General features: G+C 61.2%; 17 protein-coding genes. 8 read left to right on the top strand and 9 right to left on the bottom strand.

Annotation, left to right across the window (positions count from 1 at the left end; genetic code table 11):
- Window positions 1–143: 143 nt before the first annotated feature.
- Window positions 144–1091, top strand: a complete 948-nt coding sequence (locus PYR65_RS12305; protein ID WP_276118181.1) for a carbohydrate kinase family protein — start codon at window positions 144–146, stop codon at window positions 1089–1091.
- A gap of 31 nt (window positions 1092–1122) precedes the next feature.
- Window positions 1123–2046, top strand: a complete 924-nt coding sequence (locus tag PYR65_RS12300; RefSeq protein WP_060640857.1) for a pseudouridine-5'-phosphate glycosidase — start codon at window positions 1123–1125, stop codon at window positions 2044–2046.
- Between the two features lie 46 nt (window positions 2047–2092).
- Here PYR65_RS12300 and PYR65_RS12295 read toward each other — a convergent pair whose 3' ends face one another.
- Together PYR65_RS12295 and cckA are read right to left on the bottom strand one after the other, a co-directional pair.
- Entirely contained in the window at window positions 2093–3166 is a 1074-nt protein-coding gene (locus PYR65_RS12295) for a D-alanine--D-alanine ligase family protein (RefSeq protein ID WP_276118180.1), read from the bottom strand.
- 216 nt (window positions 3167–3382) lie between these two features.
- Complete coding sequence (gene cckA, locus PYR65_RS12290; protein WP_276121051.1) at window positions 3383–5983, bottom strand: cell cycle histidine kinase CckA; 2601 nt, start codon at window positions 5981–5983, stop codon at window positions 3383–3385.
- Between the two features lie 380 nt (window positions 5984–6363).
- Here cckA and PYR65_RS12285 point away from each other — a divergent pair, with 380 nt between their 5' ends.
- On the top strand, window positions 6364–7497 hold the full coding sequence (locus PYR65_RS12285) for a flagellar biosynthetic protein FliO (protein WP_276118179.1): 1134 nt from the start codon (window positions 6364–6366) through the stop codon (window positions 7495–7497).
- Window positions 7498–7600: 103 nt separating this feature from the next.
- Here the strand turns inward: PYR65_RS12285 and dksA are convergent, their stop codons facing one another.
- A complete protein-coding gene (gene dksA, locus PYR65_RS12280; protein WP_037096519.1) occupies window positions 7601–8020 on the bottom strand; it encodes an RNA polymerase-binding protein DksA in 420 nt (139 codons plus the stop codon).
- A gap of 490 nt (window positions 8021–8510) precedes the next feature.
- Here dksA and PYR65_RS12275 point away from each other — a divergent pair, with 490 nt between their 5' ends.
- The 3 genes from PYR65_RS12275 (at window position 8511) to PYR65_RS12265 (ending at window position 11708) form a co-directional block, all read left to right on the top strand.
- Complete coding sequence (locus PYR65_RS12275) at window positions 8511–9041, top strand: SixA phosphatase family protein (protein WP_276118178.1); 531 nt, start codon at window positions 8511–8513, stop codon at window positions 9039–9041.
- Between the two features lie 115 nt (window positions 9042–9156).
- Window positions 9157–10632, top strand: coding sequence for a YcjX family GTP-binding protein (locus tag PYR65_RS12270; protein ID WP_276118177.1), 1476 nt, complete (start codon window positions 9157–9159; stop codon window positions 10630–10632).
- Window positions 10629–11708: a YcjF family protein gene (locus PYR65_RS12265; protein ID WP_276118176.1), complete on the top strand. Its 1080-nt coding sequence runs from the start codon at window positions 10629–10631 to the stop codon at window positions 11706–11708. Before PYR65_RS12270 ends, PYR65_RS12265 begins: the two co-directional genes overlap by 4 nt.
- Before the next feature lie 26 nt (window positions 11709–11734).
- Here PYR65_RS12265 and PYR65_RS12260 read toward each other — a convergent pair whose 3' ends face one another.
- Together PYR65_RS12260 and PYR65_RS12255 are read right to left on the bottom strand one after the other, a co-directional pair.
- Complete coding sequence (locus PYR65_RS12260; protein WP_276118175.1) at window positions 11735–12526, bottom strand: molybdopterin-binding protein; 792 nt, start codon at window positions 12524–12526, stop codon at window positions 11735–11737.
- Window positions 12523–13386: a cytochrome b/b6 domain-containing protein gene (locus PYR65_RS12255; protein ID WP_276118174.1), complete on the bottom strand. Its 864-nt coding sequence runs from the start codon at window positions 13384–13386 to the stop codon at window positions 12523–12525. The genes PYR65_RS12260 and PYR65_RS12255 overlap by 4 nt, the downstream gene beginning before the upstream one ends.
- 261 nt (window positions 13387–13647) lie before the next feature.
- Between PYR65_RS12255 and PYR65_RS12250 the strand changes: the two genes are divergently transcribed.
- Window positions 13648–14196 carry a hypothetical protein gene (locus tag PYR65_RS12250; protein ID WP_060640849.1) on the top strand — a complete coding sequence of 183 codons (549 nt, stop codon included), beginning with the start codon at window positions 13648–13650 and terminating at the stop codon, window positions 14194–14196.
- Between the two features lie 51 nt (window positions 14197–14247).
- On the opposite strand, the gene folK is transcribed toward PYR65_RS12250, so the two are convergent.
- Genes folK through folP form a run of 3 tightly spaced genes read right to left on the bottom strand, consistent with a single transcriptional unit; the run spans window position 14248 to window position 16023 of the window.
- Entirely contained in the window at window positions 14248–14775 is a 528-nt protein-coding gene (folK, locus tag PYR65_RS12245) for a 2-amino-4-hydroxy-6-hydroxymethyldihydropteridine diphosphokinase (protein WP_276118173.1), read from the bottom strand.
- Window position 14776: 1 nt separating this feature from the next.
- A complete protein-coding gene (gene folB / locus PYR65_RS12240; protein ID WP_060640847.1) occupies window positions 14777–15145 on the bottom strand; it encodes a dihydroneopterin aldolase in 369 nt (122 codons plus the stop codon).
- Window positions 15142–16023 (bottom strand): dihydropteroate synthase, encoded by an 882-nt coding sequence (gene folP / locus PYR65_RS12235; protein WP_456238687.1) that lies wholly within the window; start codon window positions 16021–16023, stop codon window positions 15142–15144. The genes folB and folP overlap by 4 nt, the downstream gene beginning before the upstream one ends.
- 196 nt (window positions 16024–16219) lie before the next feature.
- Between folP and PYR65_RS12230 the strand changes: the two genes are divergently transcribed.
- Complete coding sequence (locus tag PYR65_RS12230) at window positions 16220–16843, top strand: DUF922 domain-containing Zn-dependent protease (protein WP_060640845.1); 624 nt, start codon at window positions 16220–16222, stop codon at window positions 16841–16843.
- Window positions 16844–17271: 428 nt separating this feature from the next.
- On the opposite strand, the gene PYR65_RS12225 is transcribed toward PYR65_RS12230, so the two are convergent.
- Window positions 17272–17592 carry a 2Fe-2S iron-sulfur cluster-binding protein gene (locus PYR65_RS12225; protein WP_060640843.1) on the bottom strand — a complete coding sequence of 107 codons (321 nt, stop codon included), beginning with the start codon at window positions 17590–17592 and terminating at the stop codon, window positions 17272–17274.
- Window positions 17593–17676: the final 84 nt, after the last annotated feature.

The raw sequence follows: 17676 nt of genomic DNA, 5'->3' as shown, positions 1-17676 counted from the left end.
ATCATCAACAGAAACGGAGGCGTGTTCCTTTCTTGTTCCACGGTTTTTGTGATGGTGGAAATGACTGAAACAAAAAGCATATCAGCATCAGGGCGGTGCGAATCGCCCTCGACTGGCACATGGACCGGCACACAGGAAAACGCATGACAGGCAGACAGGTTTCCATTTTCGGCGGCGCGCATATCGACCGCCGGGCCAGAATCTTCGGCACCACCGTTCCCGGATCGAGCAATCCCGGCAGCTGGTTCGAAGAGGCCGGCGGCGGCGGGTTTAATGCAGCCCGCAACCTGGCGCGGCTTAGCCTCAACGTTCGCATGATCAGCCCGCGCGGCGGCGATGCCGCAGGCGAAACGGTCGCACTTGCCGCGATCGAGGCCGGCGTGATCGATTGCCCCTTCATTTTCCTTGATCGCAAGACGCCGAGCTACACGGCCATTCTGGAAAACGACGGCAATCTGGTCATCGCGCTCGCCGATATGGAGCTTTACCGGCTGTTTTCCCCAAGACGATTGCAACAAAGGGCCATGCGCGAGATCATTTCCGCAAGCGACCTGATCGTCACGGACGCCAACTTGCCGGAAGAGACGCTGGCGGCGCTGGTCAGCCGCGCTGCCGACGAATCAAAACCGGTCGCGGCCATCGCCATTTCGCCGGCAAAAGTCGGACGGCTGGTGAAAAGCCTCTCCGGCCTCACCTTTCTGTTCATGAACGAAGCGGAAGCGCGCGCATTGACGGGCCGCGACAGCGCGGACGCTGTTGAATGGCCTGCCCTTTTACAGGATGTGGGCCTTTCCGGCGGCGTCATCACCCGTGGCGGCCAGCCGGCGATTGCCTTTCACAACGGTAAAATCGTCACGGTGGCGCCGCCGCAACTGGATGCCCTCAGCGACGTCACCGGTGCAGGCGATTCGCTTGCGGCGGGGTTTCTGGCGGCGTTTGTGGCGGGCGAATCGCTTGATCTCTGCCTCCGCTCCGGCGTCGCGGCTGCCGGGATCACCGTGCGTTCACCGCTCGCCGTCTCGGAAAAAATGTCGCGGGCCGCGCTCGACGAAGCAATTCGACTTGTGCCACCAGCCGAAATCCTGTCATGAACGCGCCTTAAAAAGCCAAAAAGGATCCGCGATGACCAAGCCCTTCTCCCCCCTTCTGCCGATGGAATATTCCAGCGAAGTCGCGGCCGCCAAGGCCCGCGGCGCGGCAGTCGTCGCGCTGGAATCGACCATCATCACCCATGGCATGCCCTTCCCCGGCAATCTCAACATGGCGCGTAGCGTCGAGGCGATCATCCGCGAGGAAGGTGCTGTCCCGGCCACCATCGCCGTCATCGACGGCGTCCTGCATATCGGTCTTGAAGATGCCCAGCTGGAAGCGCTGGCGCAAACGCAAGGCGCCATGAAGCTGTCGCGTGCCGATCTCGCCTTTGCCATCGCCGAGCGCCGCACCGGCGCCACCACGGTTGCCGCGACCATGATCGCCGCCTCCCGCGCCGGTATCCGCGTGTTTGCCACCGGCGGTATCGGCGGTGTGCACCGCAAGGCCGAGGAGAGCTTTGATATCTCCGCCGATCTCGACGAACTGGCACGCACCGGCGTCATCGTCGTCTGCGCCGGCGCAAAGGCCATCCTCGACATTCCCAAGACTTTGGAAGTGCTGGAAACACGTGGCGTCCCGGTCGTCACCTATGACAGCGACATCTTCCCGGCCTTCTGGTCGCGCGACAGCGGCCTGAAGAGCCCGCTTATGCTCAACAGCCCGGCGGCCATCGCCAATTTCCAGCGGATGCGCGATCTGCTGGGCGTCGATGGCGGCATGCTGATTGCCAATCCGGTCCCGCAGGCCAACGAAATCCCGCGCGACGAAATGGAAATCTACATCACCCGGGCGCTCGACAATGCCGAGCGCGACGAAATTTCCGGCAAGAAAGTCACGCCCTACCTGCTCGACAGCATTTTCGGCCTGACCGATGGCCGAAGCCTGGAGACCAATATCGCGCTGGTCGAAAACAATGCCCGGCTCGCCGCCGAGATTGCGGTTGCGCTGGTCTGAAGAACCGTCGCGACAACACGGGGGCTGACTTCCAGCCCCCGTCCGGTCAACCCTGCCGCTCGGCGCGCGCGAGCCCATGCGCGATCAGCCGATCGATGATATCGGCATAGGCAATGCCGCTGGCCGCAAGCGCTTTGGCATACATGCTGATATCGGTAAAACCGGGGATCGTGTTGACCTCGTTAATAACGGCGCTCATGTCAGGGCGCACAAAAAAATCGATGCGCGCCATGCCGTCACAGCCGAGAGCCCGGAACGCCTTTTGCGCCATGGTGCGCAGGTTTTCAGCGACCTCTTCAGGCAGTTGCGCGGGAATGCTGAGAACGGCGCCGTCCGGGTCGATATATTTGGCATCATAGCTGTAAAAGCCGTGGCTGCCGGCGGGTATGATCTCTCCGGGAAGCGAGGTGATCAGCGTACCGTCTGCCTCTTCCAGAATGCTGCACTCGATCTCCCGACCGTTGATGAATTCTTCGACAAGGATTTTCCGGTCGTGGCGGAAGCCTTCAGCGACTGCGGCATCAAACTCGCCTGCCGTCCGCGCCTTGCTGACGCCAACCGACGACCCCTGCCGGGCCGGCTTGACGAACACCGTTTTTCCTAGCGCCGCCACGGCATCGTCGAAGGATGAAGTGTCCCCCTGATGGAAGGTCAGCGAACGTGCCACCGGCAATCCGGCTTCGTTGAGCAGGCGTTTGGCAACATCCTTGTCGATGGCGGTGGCAGAACCCAGGATGCCGCAGCCGGCAAATGGCACCATCGCGGTTTCGGCAAGCCCCTGCACCGAGCCATCCTCGCCGTGCGGACCGTGCAAGACGGGAAACACGATATCGACCGGCGGCAATTCGCGGATCGTTGCGTCCTCGGGAATAGCCAGAAGGCGGCCACGCCCACCCGGCAACAGGCAAGCGGTCGTCTTCACCGTATTCAGCAGCTCCGGCAAGGCGCCATCCTGCAATTCCTGCAGCAGCCATGTGCCCTGGCGGTCGATTAGGATGGGTACGGCATCGTATTTTTCAGGGTCAAGCGCCTTGAAGACATTACGCGCCGACAGAACGGACACATCATGTTCGGCGGAACGGCCGCCAAAAAGAACTGCAACCCTTAGCTTTGACGTCATTCGTGCGCTCGCCTGGTTTGGAGATGGAGCGCTGCACCCAATCAAGAGAAACCTCCCAAACGGACAGACAGCGCTGACCTGCGCAAATGCAATCGCGAAACGGACCTTTTTACGACGGCTGGCATCCAGCGAAAACTATCGTTGCGAACGGTTAATGCGCGGGCCGCAACAGGTTAACGGACGCGCTTGGACCCGGCTGCGAACGGTGATTTCCGGTCAACTATCGAGCATTTCGCGAACGGCAACGGCCAGTTGCTTCAACGAGAACGGCTTGGGCAGGAAGCCGAACTTCGCGTCGGCCGGCAGGTTTCGCGCAAAAGCATCCTCGGCATAGCCGGAGACGAAGATGAATTTCAGGTCCGGATAGCTCTTGCGGATTTCCTTGAGCAGGGTCGGACCATCCATTTCCGGCATGACGACGTCGGACACGACGATATCGACGGCGCCGTTCAGTTCCTTCATGACCTCAAGGGCTTCGACGCCGGAACCGGCCTCGTGCACCGTGTAGCCACGGGTTTCCAGCATGCGCTTGCCGCCCCGGCGCACGGCCTCCTCGTCTTCCACCAGAAGAACCACGGCCGAATTTCCAGTCAGATCCGTCGGTTCCGGCTTGACCGGAACCTTTGCAGCGAGCGCCGCCGCAGCCTGCGCCTCGCCGGCCTCGCCCGGCAAAGGCGCCTCCTCGATATAGCGCGGCAGAAGGATGCGGAATGTCGTGCCCTTGCCGACTTCGGATTCGGGATAGATATAGCCGCCGGACTGCTTGATGATGCCATAGACCATCGACAGGCCAAGGCCGGTTCCCTTGCCGACTTCCTTGGTGGTGAAGAAAGGCTCGAAAATCTTGTCGAGAATTTCAGGCGGTATGCCCGTCCCCTGATCGGCGACCTCGACCACCACATAGTCTTCTTCGGGAAGCTCGCGCAGGTTAAAGGCTGCGACTTCGGCGGCCGGCAGATTGCGGGTGCGCAGCGTGATCACGCCGCCATTCGGCATGGCGTCGCGCGCATTGACGGCCAGATTGAGCACGACCTGCTCGAACTGGCCAAGATCCGTGCGCACCGGCCAGAGATCGCGGCCGTAATCGACCTCGAGCTTCACATTGGTTCCAGTCATCCGGTCGACCAGCATGCGCAGGTCTCCGACCACATCGGTCATCGACAGAACGGTCGGCCGCATCGTCTGCTTGCGCGAGAAAGCGAGAAGCTGGCGCACCAATACGGCTGCGCGATTGGCGTTGCGCTTGATTTCCATCAGGTCGGCAAAGCTCGCATCCGACGGACGTGCCGACAACAGCAGGTGGTCCGAGGAAAGCAGGATTGCCGTCAGCACATTGTTGAAGTCATGCGCGATGCCACCCGCGAGCGTGCCGACGGCATTCATCTTCTGCGTCTGCGCCATCTGGGTTTCGAGCGCCTTTTGCTCGGTAATTTCAACGGCATAGACGATCGCGGCCTCTTCCGGTGCTTGGTCGCTCTGGTCGATGACCGCATTCACGTAGAAGCGGAAATGCCGGGCCTCGTCGGTCGGGTGCAGCGAATCGATCGGGGCAATATCACCCTGCCGGTCCTTGGCCGCATCGAGAGCCGCGCGCAGCCGCGCCTGGTCGGTCGCGTGCACGAAGGCTTCCAGCAATGCGCCATGTTCCATGTCATCCTGCGAGACGACGGCGGAAAAGAGCTTGAGAAACGGTGCGTTGGTGCGCAAGATCCGGCCATCGCCATCGACGGAGGCAATCGCCATCGGCGTATTGTTGAAGAAGCGGGTAAAGCGCATAGCAGCGATCGATGCCGACTGGTCGCTTTCATCGTCGTTGGAGCGGGCAAGGACAATCGTGCGGCTTTCGCCAGGCGCGCCATCGCGGGCGGAAGATACCCGATGCACCATGCGCACGGCAAAACTCTGGCCATTGGCCTTGCGCAGGTCGAGATCGAGCGTCTTGGTCTTTTTCAATCCCGGCTCGGCCTGCACCGACTGGACGAGCGCCAGCCCCTCGCCGGCCACCAGATCGGCGATCGTCATCGATCCCGGCTGGAACTTGGTGAGATCCAGCCCCAGCCAGTCGGCCAATGTGGCGTTGACATAGAAAATCTCGCCCTTCTTTCCGGCCGAAAAGAAGCCGGCCGGGGCGTGGTCGAGATAGTCGATAGCGTTCTGCAATTCCTTGAAAAAGCGCTCCTGGTCGTCACGCTCCGAGGTGATGTCGGAAATCTGCCAGATATAATAGGGATTGCGTTCGCCATCCTCGAGCGGCAGCACGCGCGCCTTCAGACGAAACCAGTGCGCGCCGGACCCGGCCGAGCCGCCGCCCGAGCGCAGCGGCTTCAAAAGCCTGAATTCCTCATGACCGGCCTTGCCTTCGTGCAGACCGTTTGTCAGCCGGTAGATCGCTTCCGTGGCTTCGCGGTTGCGCGACAGGATGGTTTCGAGCGACTGGATTTCCGTCGCCTTGGTGGCGCCGGTCAGCGCACCATAGGCAGCATTGGCGTAGATGATCCGGCCCTTGCGATCGGTGACCAGCGTGCCGTCCTGATGGCCGTCGAGGAAGGCGCGCGCCAGCTCGTCCGGACGCGATTGCGGCATGACCTCGATGAAGCCGATGACCGAGGACACCAGAAAGAAAATCCCGACCATGGCCAGCACGCCGAGAATGCCCAGCACGATCTGGTTTCCCAGCTGGTTCTTGAAAATGACGAAGGCGACGGCTGACGCAGTTAAAACGAGCGCGAGCAGAATGATCCGCAGCACCGTTCCGGGCCGCGTTCCACGGTCTACAATCGGCATGTGATAGTCACCTGCCTGCCGCAATTTCGTCATAAGGCCCTCGTTTTTCGACCCTGCCATGCGCGTCCGGCCTGCCATGCGCGCCCGGAATGAACGCGCGGGTTGGGTCTTCATGCTCAGCTCAGCGGCACCCGGCGGCGAATCTTGCGCCCGCGCCGGCGGACCGCGAAACACCAAGCAAGAATCATCTTTAACAGCCGCAGGGAAGAGCAGAAAGCATCTGTTTGAGCGCCATTGCCCTGAATTCACAGAGAATGTCCCGCAAGGTCTCGCCGATGGTGGAAACCGCACTAGATTGGCGATAGGACAAACACAATTGGACAAAACCGTCACGATACTCATCACAGCTTGTATCAGTCTGAAAAAAGCCGTCAAATGAGCACAGGACACGCGTTCACGAAGGAGTATCGCATATGATCGAAGATATCGTTGGCAACAACGGTAGCCGTTTCATCATTGCCGCAGGTGCCGTTGCCCTCGGCTTGCTGTGCCTTGTGGCCGTGTTCTGGTTCATCCGCAACCGTCCGTCCTCGCCCTTTATCCGCGGCGGCAAGAACCGCCAACCGCGGCTTGCCGTGCTGGATGCCGCCGCGATCGATACGCGCAGGCGGCTCGTCCTGGTGCGGCGCGACGATGTCGAACATCTGATCATGATCGGCGGACCGACAGATGTCGTCATCGAAAGCCGGATTGCCTCGGCTGCCCAGCCGCCGGTGCAGGCGATCGTTACCGAGCCCCGGTCCGATACCGCCCTTGCCGCACGCCCAAGCGCTGAGCGGTCCCTTCCGGAGCGACCGGCCGCAGACCGTCAACTCATCGAACGCCAGGCGGCAGACCGCCGTATCGCTCCACAGCCGGACGCCAGACAGCTTGATGTCAGACAGCCTGATTTCAGGCAGCCAGATGTCAGGCAGGCGCCCGTATCCGCGATGGGGCAGGTCTTCTATGGCGAAAGCACCGAGGCTTCCACGCCCCCGGCGCGGGCCGTCCAGCCGGTGCAGCAGCCTAGACTCGATACCGCCACACCGCGCCAGGCCGTCCCCGAGCGGATCATTCCGGCGCAGGCGCAGGTTCGCCCGCAACCGGCAGCGTTAAGCACGCCGCCAGCCGTGACTGTCGAAACAGCAAGATCGCCGGAGGATATTCTCGATGCTGCCCGCTCGCGGGTGCTGACAGGAAATCAGACCGTTGCCGCAGAGCGGCCCCTGCCCCAGATCCCCGCCGCTGCCGCCACCGTGGCAGCGCAGGTGCAGCCCGTTCAAAGCGAGCCGGTTCCACAGGCCCAGCCAACGCCTCCAGCCCAGAAGGACGCGAGCGCCCTTGAATTCGAGCGCATCCTGGATGCCCAGATCACCGGCGACCTCGGCAAGCTGAGCGCCGACCCCGTCCGTGTCGATGGCGAAACGCGCGCAGTCCAGGCCGTGCCCACGCCGGCGATCCGCCAGGAGCCCCGCCTCGGCCCCGCCCAGGGCGGCCGCACGGAACCGTCCCTGGAAGACGAAATGAACCGCATGCTGAACGAGATCAGCGCAAACCGGAAAAACTGAACCTGTTGCCGCCGTCAGTCTGGATGCGGCAACAACAGCACTCTGAACGCAAAAACGGCGCAATCATCTCGCGCCGTTTTTTTATGCGTGTGACTGACAAAGATTATTCGTCGCGGTAGACTTTTTCCCGGCGTTCGTGACGCTCCTGCGCCTCGATCGACAGGGTGGCGATCGGTCTTGCGTCGAGACGCTTGAGCCCGATCGGTTCACCGGTTTCTTCGCAGTATCCGTATGTGCCCTCGTCAATTCTCTGAAGGGCCGCATCGATCTTGGAGATCAGCTTGCGCTGCCGGTCCCTTGCCCGGAGCTCGATCGCCCGGTCGGTTTCCGACGATGCTCTGTCTGCAAGATCAGGGTGGTTTGCACTTTCCTCGGCCAGATGTCCGAGGGTTTCCCGGGCCTCGCGGAGGATGTCATTTTTCCAGGCGTTCAGCTTTGCTCTAAAATATGCACGCTGGTTGGTATTCATGAATTCCTCGGTCTCAGACAAGACAAAGGAACTAAGATCGATCTTCTCACTCAACGCGATTCTCCTGAAGAACATCTCATGTGCGGCGGTGTATAGACCCATGCACGCGCCGTTTCAAGTCTTTGAAAAACAGCCCACCGTTTTTTAAGCCTTGCTTACTTGGGAGGCTAACAGGCTAATATTTCATCAAAATTACAGATTTGGAATTTTTCTTGAAATTGTCTTGCTGCCATCCTTCGACATCCATCGTCAAACATGTGGGTCAACGACAGTAAAGTTCGGCTAACGCTTTTTTTCGCGTTCTGCGCCGCACAGCAAATAGGCAGAACTTTTTTCATGCTCTTTCGAACTGGCCACATGGCCAGTCCAACCGATGCTTCAATGCCGTCAATCTTCAGATAATCCCTGCGGCACATCCGTTTGAAAAGAGCCCCTCCCGGCTTGATCTTTCCCCGTTCCCGGCGGACAAAGCAGTACCCATATCGACGCCTCGTCTGGAACAGATAGCAAATCAGGCGGCAATGTCATTTCCAGGAAATCTCCCATGCCCGCAGTGTCCGCTCCGGTTTTTCGCCTTTATCTTCTCCGGCATGCCAAGGCCGCCTGGGCTCTGCCGGGCCAGAAGGATTTCGACCGGACGCTCGATGACACCGGCTATGCCGATGCCGAGATCGTCGCCGATATGGCGGCGGACAAGGGGTTGCGGCCCGATCTCGTCCTCTGCTCGACCGCCGTTCGCTGCCGCCAGACGGCCGATGCGTTGCGCCGGTCCATGACGGAGGAACTCGATATCCGCTATGTCGATGAACTCTATAGCGGCAGCGCCAATGTTTACCACGATATCATCGGCAGCCAGGACCCTGCCCTCTCAGCCATCATGGTGGTCGGCCATAATCCGGTGATCGAAGACATACTGCGCGACGTCATCGGCGAGGACGCGGCAAACAAGGTTGCCGCAGCAGGATATCCTCCAGGCGCGCTCGCCGCGATCGACTTTAAGACACGCCCCGGCGACGGCATCCTGCCACAGGGAATTCTGGCCGCATGGCTCGATCCGGACAGCCGCAGCCGTTGATCCCCACCAACAGCCGTGGGGTGCGTCACCTTTATTCGGCGGCGTGGCACACTATATGGCAAACGATACACATGGCCGCGAGGCCATGTTCCACGCATAGCTAGGGCCGCACCTCTTGCCACCATTCATGACACGCTTCACCGATGACGCACGCCTTGCGCTGGACACGCTGACCGACCGCGCATCGGGTTTCGTCAACCCGACCTTGCGCCTTGGCGTCACCGGGCTTTCCCGCGCCGGCAAGACCGTGTTCATCTCGTCGCTGGTCCACAATCTCCTGAATGGCGGCCGTCTGCCGGTGTTTGAGGCCGTGCGCTCCGGGCGGGTCTCGAAAATCCGGCTGGAACCGCAGCCCGATGACGCCGTGCCGCGCTTCCAGTATGAGGATCATATTGCCGCGCTGGTGCGCGACCGGCTCTGGCCGGATTCGACACGCGCGATCTCGCAATTGCGCATCACCCTCGACTATGAAAGCGCCAGCGGCTGGAACCGGATGTTTTCGCCCGGACGGCTGTCGATCGATATTGTCGATTATCCCGGCGAATGGCTGCTCGACCTGCCGCTTCTCACCCAGGATTTTCGCACCTTCAGCACTCGCACCGCAGATCGCGCCGAGACCGGTATTCGTGCGGAATTGTCGGCCGCCTGGCTGGCGCTGGCCGCATCACTGGATGTGACAGCGCCCGCGTCCGAGGCGGATGCCCGCGCGCTGGCCGAGGTCTTCACCGGCTATCTGCGTGCCTGCAAATCCGACGAGCGGTCGCTCTCGACGCTGCCGCCCGGCCGCTTCCTGATGCCGGGCGACCTTGAGGGTTCACCGGCTCTGACCTTTTCGCCATTGCCGGATCTGCCTGAAGGCCGGGCGCCAAAAGGCTCGCTCTGGGCAATGATGGAGCGGCGCTACGAAGCCTACAAGACCTATGTGGTCAAACCGTTTTTCCGCGAACACTTCGCCCGGCTCGACCGGCAGATCGTGCTGATCGACGCGCTGCAGGCCATCAACCGTGGGCCGGAATCACTGCTGGACCTGGAGAGCGCATTGGCCGACGTGTTGGCGAGCTTCCAGCCCGGCACCAATTCGTTCCTGTCCTCCTTTCTCACCAAGCGGATCGATAAGGTGTTGATCGCGGCCACCAAGGCCGACCATCTGCATCATGAGAGCCACGACCGGCTGGAGCGGATCACCGAGCGGCTGGTGCGGCGCGCCGTCGAACGCATCGGCATGAGTGGCGCCGGCCTCGAAGTCATGGCCATAGCCTCGGTCAGGGCCACCCGCGAGGCGACCGTCGAGCACGGCGGCCATACCTTGCCGGTGATCGTCGGAACGCCGATCGCAGGCGAAACCATCAATGGCGAGACCTTCGACGGCGAACGGAAAACAGCCATATTTACCGGTGACTTACCGAGGAATCCTGATGAGCTTTTTCAAGGCCTTGAGTCAAAGCCGGAAGAAAGCCTGGTGCCCGATCTGAGTTTCGTCCGCTTCCGGCCGCCGCCGATCGAGGAAACCGGCGGCGGCCTGAAATTGTCCGTCCCGCATATCCGGCTGGACCGGGCCATGCAATTCCTGTTCGGAGACCGGTTGGCATGAGCGACACGCCCAAGATTCCGCAGCGCAAACCCGCCGTGTTCACGATCGGCGATACCCCATCTGCGCCTGCCGAAAGGCCGGCGCCGGTCAAACGCCCACCGGCCAGTTTCGACGACAGGATCGTCATGACGGCGGATGCCGACGATCCCTTTGCGGCGACCACGACGGCTTTGCCCGACATGCCCGAGGCCGCGCCGCGCAAACGGCGCTTCTCCTTTGCCAAGCTTGCCGCCGGCGCGCTCAGCGTCCTGATATCCCTGGCTGCCGGCCTGTGGATCGATAGCCTCGTGCGCGATCTCTTCACGCGCGCGGACTGGCTCGGCTATCTCGCCATCGGCGCCGTCGCCATCGCCCTCATCGCCTTCCTGGTCATTATCGCCCGTGAACTGTCGGGGCTGATGCGATTGAATGCCGTGCAGGCCCTGAAGCAGGAGGCTGTCGATGCCAGCCTGTCGCAGACGGCAAAACCGGCGCGCAAGGTGATGGACCATCTCGTCCACCTTCTGGCCGCCAAGCCGCAGACGGCGCGCGGCCGCCTGCGGTTGAAGGAAACCGAGACGGAGATCATCGACGGCCCTCACCTGCTCGACCTCACCGAGCGCGAACTCCTGACGCCGCTCGACCGGGAAGCCAGAGGCCTGATCCTAAACGCATCCAAACGCGTGTCGATCGTCACGGCCGTCAGCCCGCGCGCGCTGGTCGATCTCGGTTATGTCATCTACGAATCGGCGCGGCTGATCCGGGCGATGGCCGACCTCTACGGCGGCCGGCCGGGCACGTTGGGACTGTTGCGCCTGATGCGCGACGTCATTGCCCATCTGGCGGTCACCGGCTCGATTGCCGCCGGCGACAGCCTGATCCAGCAGGTGCTGGGCCATGGCCTGGCCTCGAAACTGTCGGCACGGCTGGGCGAAGGCGTCATCAACGGCCTGATGACGGCGCGCATCGGCATTGCGGCGATGGACCTATGCCGGCCGATGCCGTTTCGGGCGCTGAAACGCCCCGGCATCGGCGATTTCATCGGCGACCTGACACCGGGATCCTCCAAGGCAAGAGCGCAGGAAGAAAACGGCTAGCGCGGCTTATCCTTGAAGGCTCGCCCTTAAATCCCGCCATACCAATCGTAGCCGAGATCCTCCCAGAAGCCGCCCTTGCCACCGCCAAAGGGGGCCAGCGACGAGACAAGCTCGATGCCCTTGATATATTTCGCCATCTTGTAGCCGAGCTGCCGCTCGACACGCACCCTCAGCGGTGCCCCGTTGGCGACCGCCAGCGGTTTGTCATTGTTGCCATAGGCAAGAATCGTCTGGGGATGGCGTGCATCGATGAGATCGATTGATTCGTAATAGGGCACGGCGCCCTGCAGCCCGAGATTCATCGTGTCGTAACATTGAAACACCACGAAACGGGCCTCTGGTTTTACCTTGGCCTCATCGAGAATCTGGCGCAGCGGCACGCCGGTCCATTTGGCGATGCAGCTCCAGCCCTCGACACAGTCATGGCGAGTAATCTGCGTGCGCGCCGGCATGTTGCGCAACTCGTCGAGACTGAAGCTGACCGGCTTCTCTACCAGCCCGCCAACCGTCAGCCAGTAATTGGCAAATGCCGCATCCTTCAGCGCAAGATAATCGGTATCGGTTGGATCGGTGGAGCCGTTCGGCCGCTGGCCCTGACGGATTTCGCTGGCGGCAAATTCCGGCACCAGCGTGTCGGCGCCGATCAGCGCGCGGTGCGCCCGGTATGTCAGGCCATTTGCCGAGGCGAGAAACTCGCGCACCCGGCTTTGTCCCGACAGCATGCTGTCAAAGGCATCGCAGCCGGAGAGCGGGATCGCAGAGGCCGCAACGCCTGCCATGGTCAGGAACTTTCGCCGATTGATGATAAACCGGGTCATGCCGAATGCTCCTCGTTCTTCTGCTTGTCGGTTCGATACCAGCCGGTGACAATCGAGCGCATTTCGTTGAGCGGCCCTGCAGCAAGAACCATGACGATGTGAATGACGAAGAATATCACCAACGCCGCCATGCAGAGAAAATGGATGGTGCGCGCCGTCTGCCGGCCGCCGAAAATATCAAGCAGCCACGGCCAGGCGGCGTTCATGCCCGGCGACATGGTGAGGCCGGTGGCGATGATCAGCGGAAAGATGACCAGCAGAACCCCCGCATAGGCGAGTTTCTGCAAACCGTTGTAACGGCCGTCATGGTGGAAGCGGAAGCGCAGGTGATCGGCGATGCTGCGCGGCAAAGTCTTGATATCGGCCATGGAGGGAAGGATATCGCGCCTCAAATGTCCGCTGATCAGGCTGCTGACAAACCAGATCAGGAAGGCCGCGGAAAAGAACCAGGCAAAGAAGAAATGCACGACGCGTCCCGTCGCCAGATCCTGGTAGGACGGCAATGTCGCCCAGGCCGGAAAGCCACGATAGGCGGGGTCGCCGGCCGGACCGCTCATCCCGAGCACGCCGGTCGTATCGAATGTATGGCCACGCACCGTCGTATAGCCACCAACCGTCCCGTCGGCCGCCTGCAGCGCGCGCATCGACAGCACGCTGTTGTCGAACTCGAAGCCGGATTGCTGGCCGATATAGAGTGTAGGATGGGCATTGAAGATCTGCAGCCCGCTCAACAGCAGAAAGAACAGCGCAATCGCCCAGGTCCAATGGGTGACGCGCGTCGCGATCCGGTGCCGATAGATGACGGCGCCGTCATCGTGCTTTGGTGGCGAGCGCGACTCGATATCATCAGTGATGGTCATCTCGTAACTCCCTTATATGCGCAACTACGTATCAAGCAGCATGACAGTTTCCAAAGCACATCCTGTCACCGCTTAACACGTCCTGGTGATGGACCCGTGAAAATGCTGGATTTCCAAGGGTTTCAACGCTTCGCACCCTCGTTAGTGAAACATTTCGTGAGCGTTCAGGACCACGATCAGGCGAGCCAGCGAAACGCTCCATTAACCATTTAAGTGCAAATGTAGCCTCACATTCCTGACATCGACCATCAAGGATCGTTCATGTTCTCGCGCCCTTCTTTGATCGCTCGCGGCGTCGCCGCAGCCTCGCTTACCGCCCTGACCTGCGCAGCATCGCCTGCTTTTTCGAGCGATGACAAGGCGTTTTTCGAACAGGTGTCCGGCCAGTGGAAAGGTCCGGGCGAAATCGTTGCGGGCAAGTACAAGGGCACGAAATTCACCTGCGACCTGACGGGCGAACCGGCTGACGGTGCCGCCGCAGGCATCAAGCTCGACGGCACCTGCCGCGTCGGCGTCTTCAAGCAGCCCATGTCGGCTTTGATCACGCAGAAGGGCAAGACCTATACCGGCAAGTTCCTGGATGGCGCCAACGGCAAGGGTCTCGACATCGTCTCGGGCAATGTCGCCAAGGACAAGGTCGTGGTCGGCATCAATCGCAAGAAACTGAACGGCGCCATGATCGCCCGCCTGCAGGATCCGTCCACGCTGAACATCACCATTTCGGTCAAGGTCGAAGACGCGATGGTGCCGGTGATCGGCGTCAGCTTGAGCCGCCAGGTCGACACCATGGCCGTCGGTTCGATCGAGTAAAACGCAGAGACATCGCTACTCGAAGAGCCGGCTTGTCCGGCTCTTTTGCGTTCAGGATGAAGATATCTGCGAAATCTGCCGCCACCAGTCGCTGCGCGCATCGGCTGTTTCGATGCCAGCCACATCGGCATCTTTAAGCCAGCTGGTAACTGTGCGGCCGGAAATGACAAGATCCGGCGCGAAATCCGCCAGCGGCTTCAAGACGAACCCACGCTCGGTCATCCGCGGATGCGGTATTTCCAGCGTCTGCGAATGCTGCGTGCGGTCGTCATAGGTCAAAACGTCGATATCGATCGTGCGCGGCCCCCAGCGTTCCAGCCGTTCCCGCTTCATTTGCCGTTCGATCGACAGGCAGGCCTCCAGCAGATCATCCGGAGCCAGCGTCGTGCGCACCGCAGCGCAGGCATTGAAGAACCAGGCCTGATCTAACTTCCCCCAGGGCGGCGTACGGTAGAGTTTCGAGACATGCTCCACCGCGCAATCCGGCCGGGTGTCGAGAAGAACGAGCGCGCGCGCCATCGAGGCGGTGGGATCGCCGATATTGCCGCCAAGGCCAAGCGTCGCCAGATGTCCGTCCATCTCAGGCAAAATGCTCGACTGTCACTTCCACATAATCGAGCACGCCGGGAACGGGCGCGTTCGGCTTGCGAATCGATATTTTCGCCCGGCGGATCTGCGGAAAAACCGAACAGAGCGTCGTTGCCACTTCCAGCGCCAGCGCCTCGATCAGGTAGCGACGGCGGCCGGTGATGATCTTCTCGATCTCGGTGAAGGCAATGCCGTAATGGACGGTATCATTGATCGAATCCTCAAGCAGCGCCGTGCCCTGCTCGACATCCAGTTCCGCATCGACGAAGAACCGCTGCCCCAAGAACTCCTCCTCGTCATGAACGCCGTGGCGCGCGAAAAAGGCGCAGTTCTTCAGGGTGATCGTGTAGATCGCTGTCATGGTCGATTTTCCTTCCCAGGCCGTTCCGGCATATTTCTTTTTGCGGCGAGCATAGCATCCGCCACCAGAAGCGCATCCCTGTTGATTGCGACATCATGTACCCGGAAAACCGCAGCACCCGCTATTCTGAGCAGCGCCGTCGTTGCAGCCGTGGCCGCATCCCGCTCCTGCGCCTCGCGGCCGGTCATGGCCCCCAGAAAGCGTTTTCGCGACGTGCCGGCCAGAAGCGGCAGCCCGAAACCCACAAGTTCCTCAAACCGCGCCATCAGCGCGATGTTTTCATCGGTATCCTTGGCAAAGCCGAAGCCGGGATCGAGCGCGATGCGGCGGCGCTCGACACCGGCAGCAGCGGCGATTTCCAGCGACCGTTCCAGGAACAGATATTGGTCGCGCACCACATCCGTCAGTTTTTCGCGGTCACGGCCGGTATGCATGATGCAAAGCCCTGCCCCGGTCGCAGCCGCGACAGCGGCCAGATCGGGCTCGCGTTGCAAGCCGTGCACGTCGTTGATGATGTGGGCACCGGCGGCAATGGCGAGGCGTGCGGTCCCGGCCCGGTAGGTATCCACAGAAATGATCGCATCGGTCCGGCTGGCAAGTGCCGATATCACCGGCAACACCCGGTCCTGTTCCTGCGCTGCCGTCACGGCGGCGGCTCCCGGGCGGGTCGATTCACCGCCGATATCGAGGATATCAGCGCCGTTTTCCAGGCAGCGCAAGGCCTGCGCTACTGCGGCTTGCGTATCGGTATAGCTGCCGCCATCGGAAAACGAATCCGGCGTGACGTTGATGATCGCCATCAACCGCCCGGCCGGGCCAAGCGTCAACGTCCGGCCATGCGCCAGGGCCCATTCGAAGGGGAGAAAAGGATCGATCATGATGGTTTCATTCCCTTTCTAGCACGGGACGGCCGGCTGGCCCTCACCTGCAGGCACACGCAAACCGGGTCGCAGCAAATATCCGAATTTCATTGGCTTTTCCGGATTGCCGGGGGCTGTTGCCTATTTGCTGTTGCGCTTGCGCTGGCTATGCCCCAAGCTCATGGGAAGTTCAACTGCCGAGACCTGTAAACATATGCCGACTGGCCGCATTTCCTTCGCCGCGCTTCTGATCGCCAGTATCGTGGCAAGCCCCTCCGCGATTGCCCATGCCGAAACTGTCGTGAACAAGAGCATCACCTATTTCTCGATCGGCGGGCGTACGGCAGAAGAGCTGGACAAGGCGCTGTCGGAAAACGGCCCGATGATGAAAAGCAGCGGCTCGCGCCATCCCGGCGCCACCAAGATCAAGTTCGGCGGCACGGTCACCTATGTGAGGCACGGCAGCCGCTGCGCCGTCGGCAGCGCCAAGGTCACGCTCAGCACCCGGCTGATCCTGCCGCGCTGGACAAACCGGCGCAAGGCAAGCCGCGACCTCGGCCTCGTCTGGGATACGCTGTCGAGCGATATCAAGCGTCACGAGGAACGCCATGCCGAAATTGCCCGCAACCATGCGCGCAAGCTGGAAAAGGACTTCCTGTCGCTGAGACCCGAGGCCGATTGCGAGCGGATGCAGGCCCGCGTTGCCCGGCTCAGCGAAACCGCCATTCAGGCCCATGACCGCGATCAGGCCCGCTTCGACAGGACCGAAGCCGCCAATTTCGACCGGCGGATGATCCGGCTCTTGCAGTACCGGCTGGACACGCTCACCAAGCGCTAGAGCCTCGCACAATCAAACGTCCGGTGGAGAATCACGTGGCTTGCGCAAAGCATGCGCGTCAACAGTATATCATTGGTGATTTCTAGCGATACAACAACGCTGCAGGATGATGTACAGTGCAAGCATAGAGTGAAGGACAGGAAACGATCCAGCTTCATTTCAGTCCGGACTACTGGATGCGCGCCCATAGAGCTGCGCCGAACCGGAACTATTGCTTCGTGCCTGACGGTCTCTCCGGATTGATGCTTAACCGGCCGGAGCGATCCTGCCGACTATGTTTTCGCAGATCGTGTTCTCCTGGCGTATCCTGATGCAGCAGATGTTCCCTCCCTCATCTGCATGCGATGCGCCCTCCTGGCCCTGCTCGCCGATCGCGGCAAGCGGGGCTTTTTTTGCATATCTCAGGGGAAATCAGGCTTGCGGAAAACTCAGGCCTGGCGCTCGGGAACATGAACAACCAGCCCATCCAAGGCGTCGCTCATCTTGATCTGACAGGACAGCCGCGAGGTCGGCTTCACGTCATAGGCAAAGTCGAGCATGTCCTCTTCCATCGCCTCAGGCGCGCCGACCCTCGCCGACCACTCCTCGTCCACATAGACATGACAGGTGGCACAGGCACAGGCACCGCCGCATTCGGCCTCGATGCCGGGCACCGAGTTGCGGACAGCGTTTTCCATGACGGTGGATCCAGCTTGAACGTCCAGTTCGTGACGCGTGCCGTCAAAGGCAATGATACTCAGTTTTGGCATTGTTTCTTCCGGATGCTTGGCGTTGTTTCGGCGTGCCGCAAGAACAAACACGCCGCCCCGAAACAGAGGCGGCGGCGGAACGCG

The organism is Pararhizobium qamdonense (assembly GCF_029277445.1).
GTDB classification, from domain to species: domain Bacteria; phylum Pseudomonadota; class Alphaproteobacteria; order Rhizobiales; family Rhizobiaceae; genus Pararhizobium; species Pararhizobium qamdonense.
This window is presented reverse-complemented; position numbering and strand designations above follow the sequence as displayed.

What these genes read in the sequence shown, in the direction of transcription:
- PYR65_RS12305 (WP_276118181.1), top strand. Translation starts at nt 144, where the DNA reads ATGACAGGCAGACAGGTTTCCATTTTCGGCGGCGCGCATATCGACCGC.
- PYR65_RS12300 (WP_060640857.1), top strand. Translation starts at nt 1,123, where the DNA reads ATGACCAAGCCCTTCTCCCCCCTTCTGCCGATGGAATATTCCAGCGAA.
- PYR65_RS12295 (WP_276118180.1), bottom strand. Translation starts at nt 3,166, where the DNA reads ATGACGTCAAAGCTAAGGGTTGCAGTTCTTTTTGGCGGCCGTTCCGCC.
- cckA (WP_276121051.1), bottom strand. Translation starts at nt 5,983, where the DNA reads ATGACGAAATTGCGGCAGGCAGGTGACTATCACATGCCGATTGTAGAC.
- PYR65_RS12285 (WP_276118179.1), top strand. Translation starts at nt 6,364, where the DNA reads ATGATCGAAGATATCGTTGGCAACAACGGTAGCCGTTTCATCATTGCC.
- PYR65_RS12275 (WP_276118178.1), top strand. Translation starts at nt 8,511, where the DNA reads ATGCCCGCAGTGTCCGCTCCGGTTTTTCGCCTTTATCTTCTCCGGCAT.
- PYR65_RS12265 (WP_276118176.1), top strand. Translation starts at nt 10,629, where the DNA reads ATGAGCGACACGCCCAAGATTCCGCAGCGCAAACCCGCCGTGTTCACG.
- PYR65_RS12260 (WP_276118175.1), bottom strand. Translation starts at nt 12,526, where the DNA reads ATGACCCGGTTTATCATCAATCGGCGAAAGTTCCTGACCATGGCAGGC.
- PYR65_RS12255 (WP_276118174.1), bottom strand. Translation starts at nt 13,386, where the DNA reads ATGACCATCACTGATGATATCGAGTCGCGCTCGCCACCAAAGCACGAT.
- PYR65_RS12250 (WP_060640849.1), top strand. Translation starts at nt 13,648, where the DNA reads ATGTTCTCGCGCCCTTCTTTGATCGCTCGCGGCGTCGCCGCAGCCTCG.
- folK (WP_276118173.1), bottom strand. Translation starts at nt 14,775, where the DNA reads ATGGACGGACATCTGGCGACGCTTGGCCTTGGCGGCAATATCGGCGAT.
- folB (WP_060640847.1), bottom strand. Translation starts at nt 15,145, where the DNA reads ATGACAGCGATCTACACGATCACCCTGAAGAACTGCGCCTTTTTCGCG.
- folP (WP_456238687.1), bottom strand. Translation starts at nt 16,023, where the DNA reads ATGATCGATCCTTTTCTCCCCTTCGAATGGGCCCTGGCGCATGGCCGG.
- PYR65_RS12230 (WP_060640845.1), top strand. Translation starts at nt 16,220, where the DNA reads ATGCCGACTGGCCGCATTTCCTTCGCCGCGCTTCTGATCGCCAGTATC.
- PYR65_RS12225 (WP_060640843.1), bottom strand. Translation starts at nt 17,592, where the DNA reads ATGCCAAAACTGAGTATCATTGCCTTTGACGGCACGCGTCACGAACTG.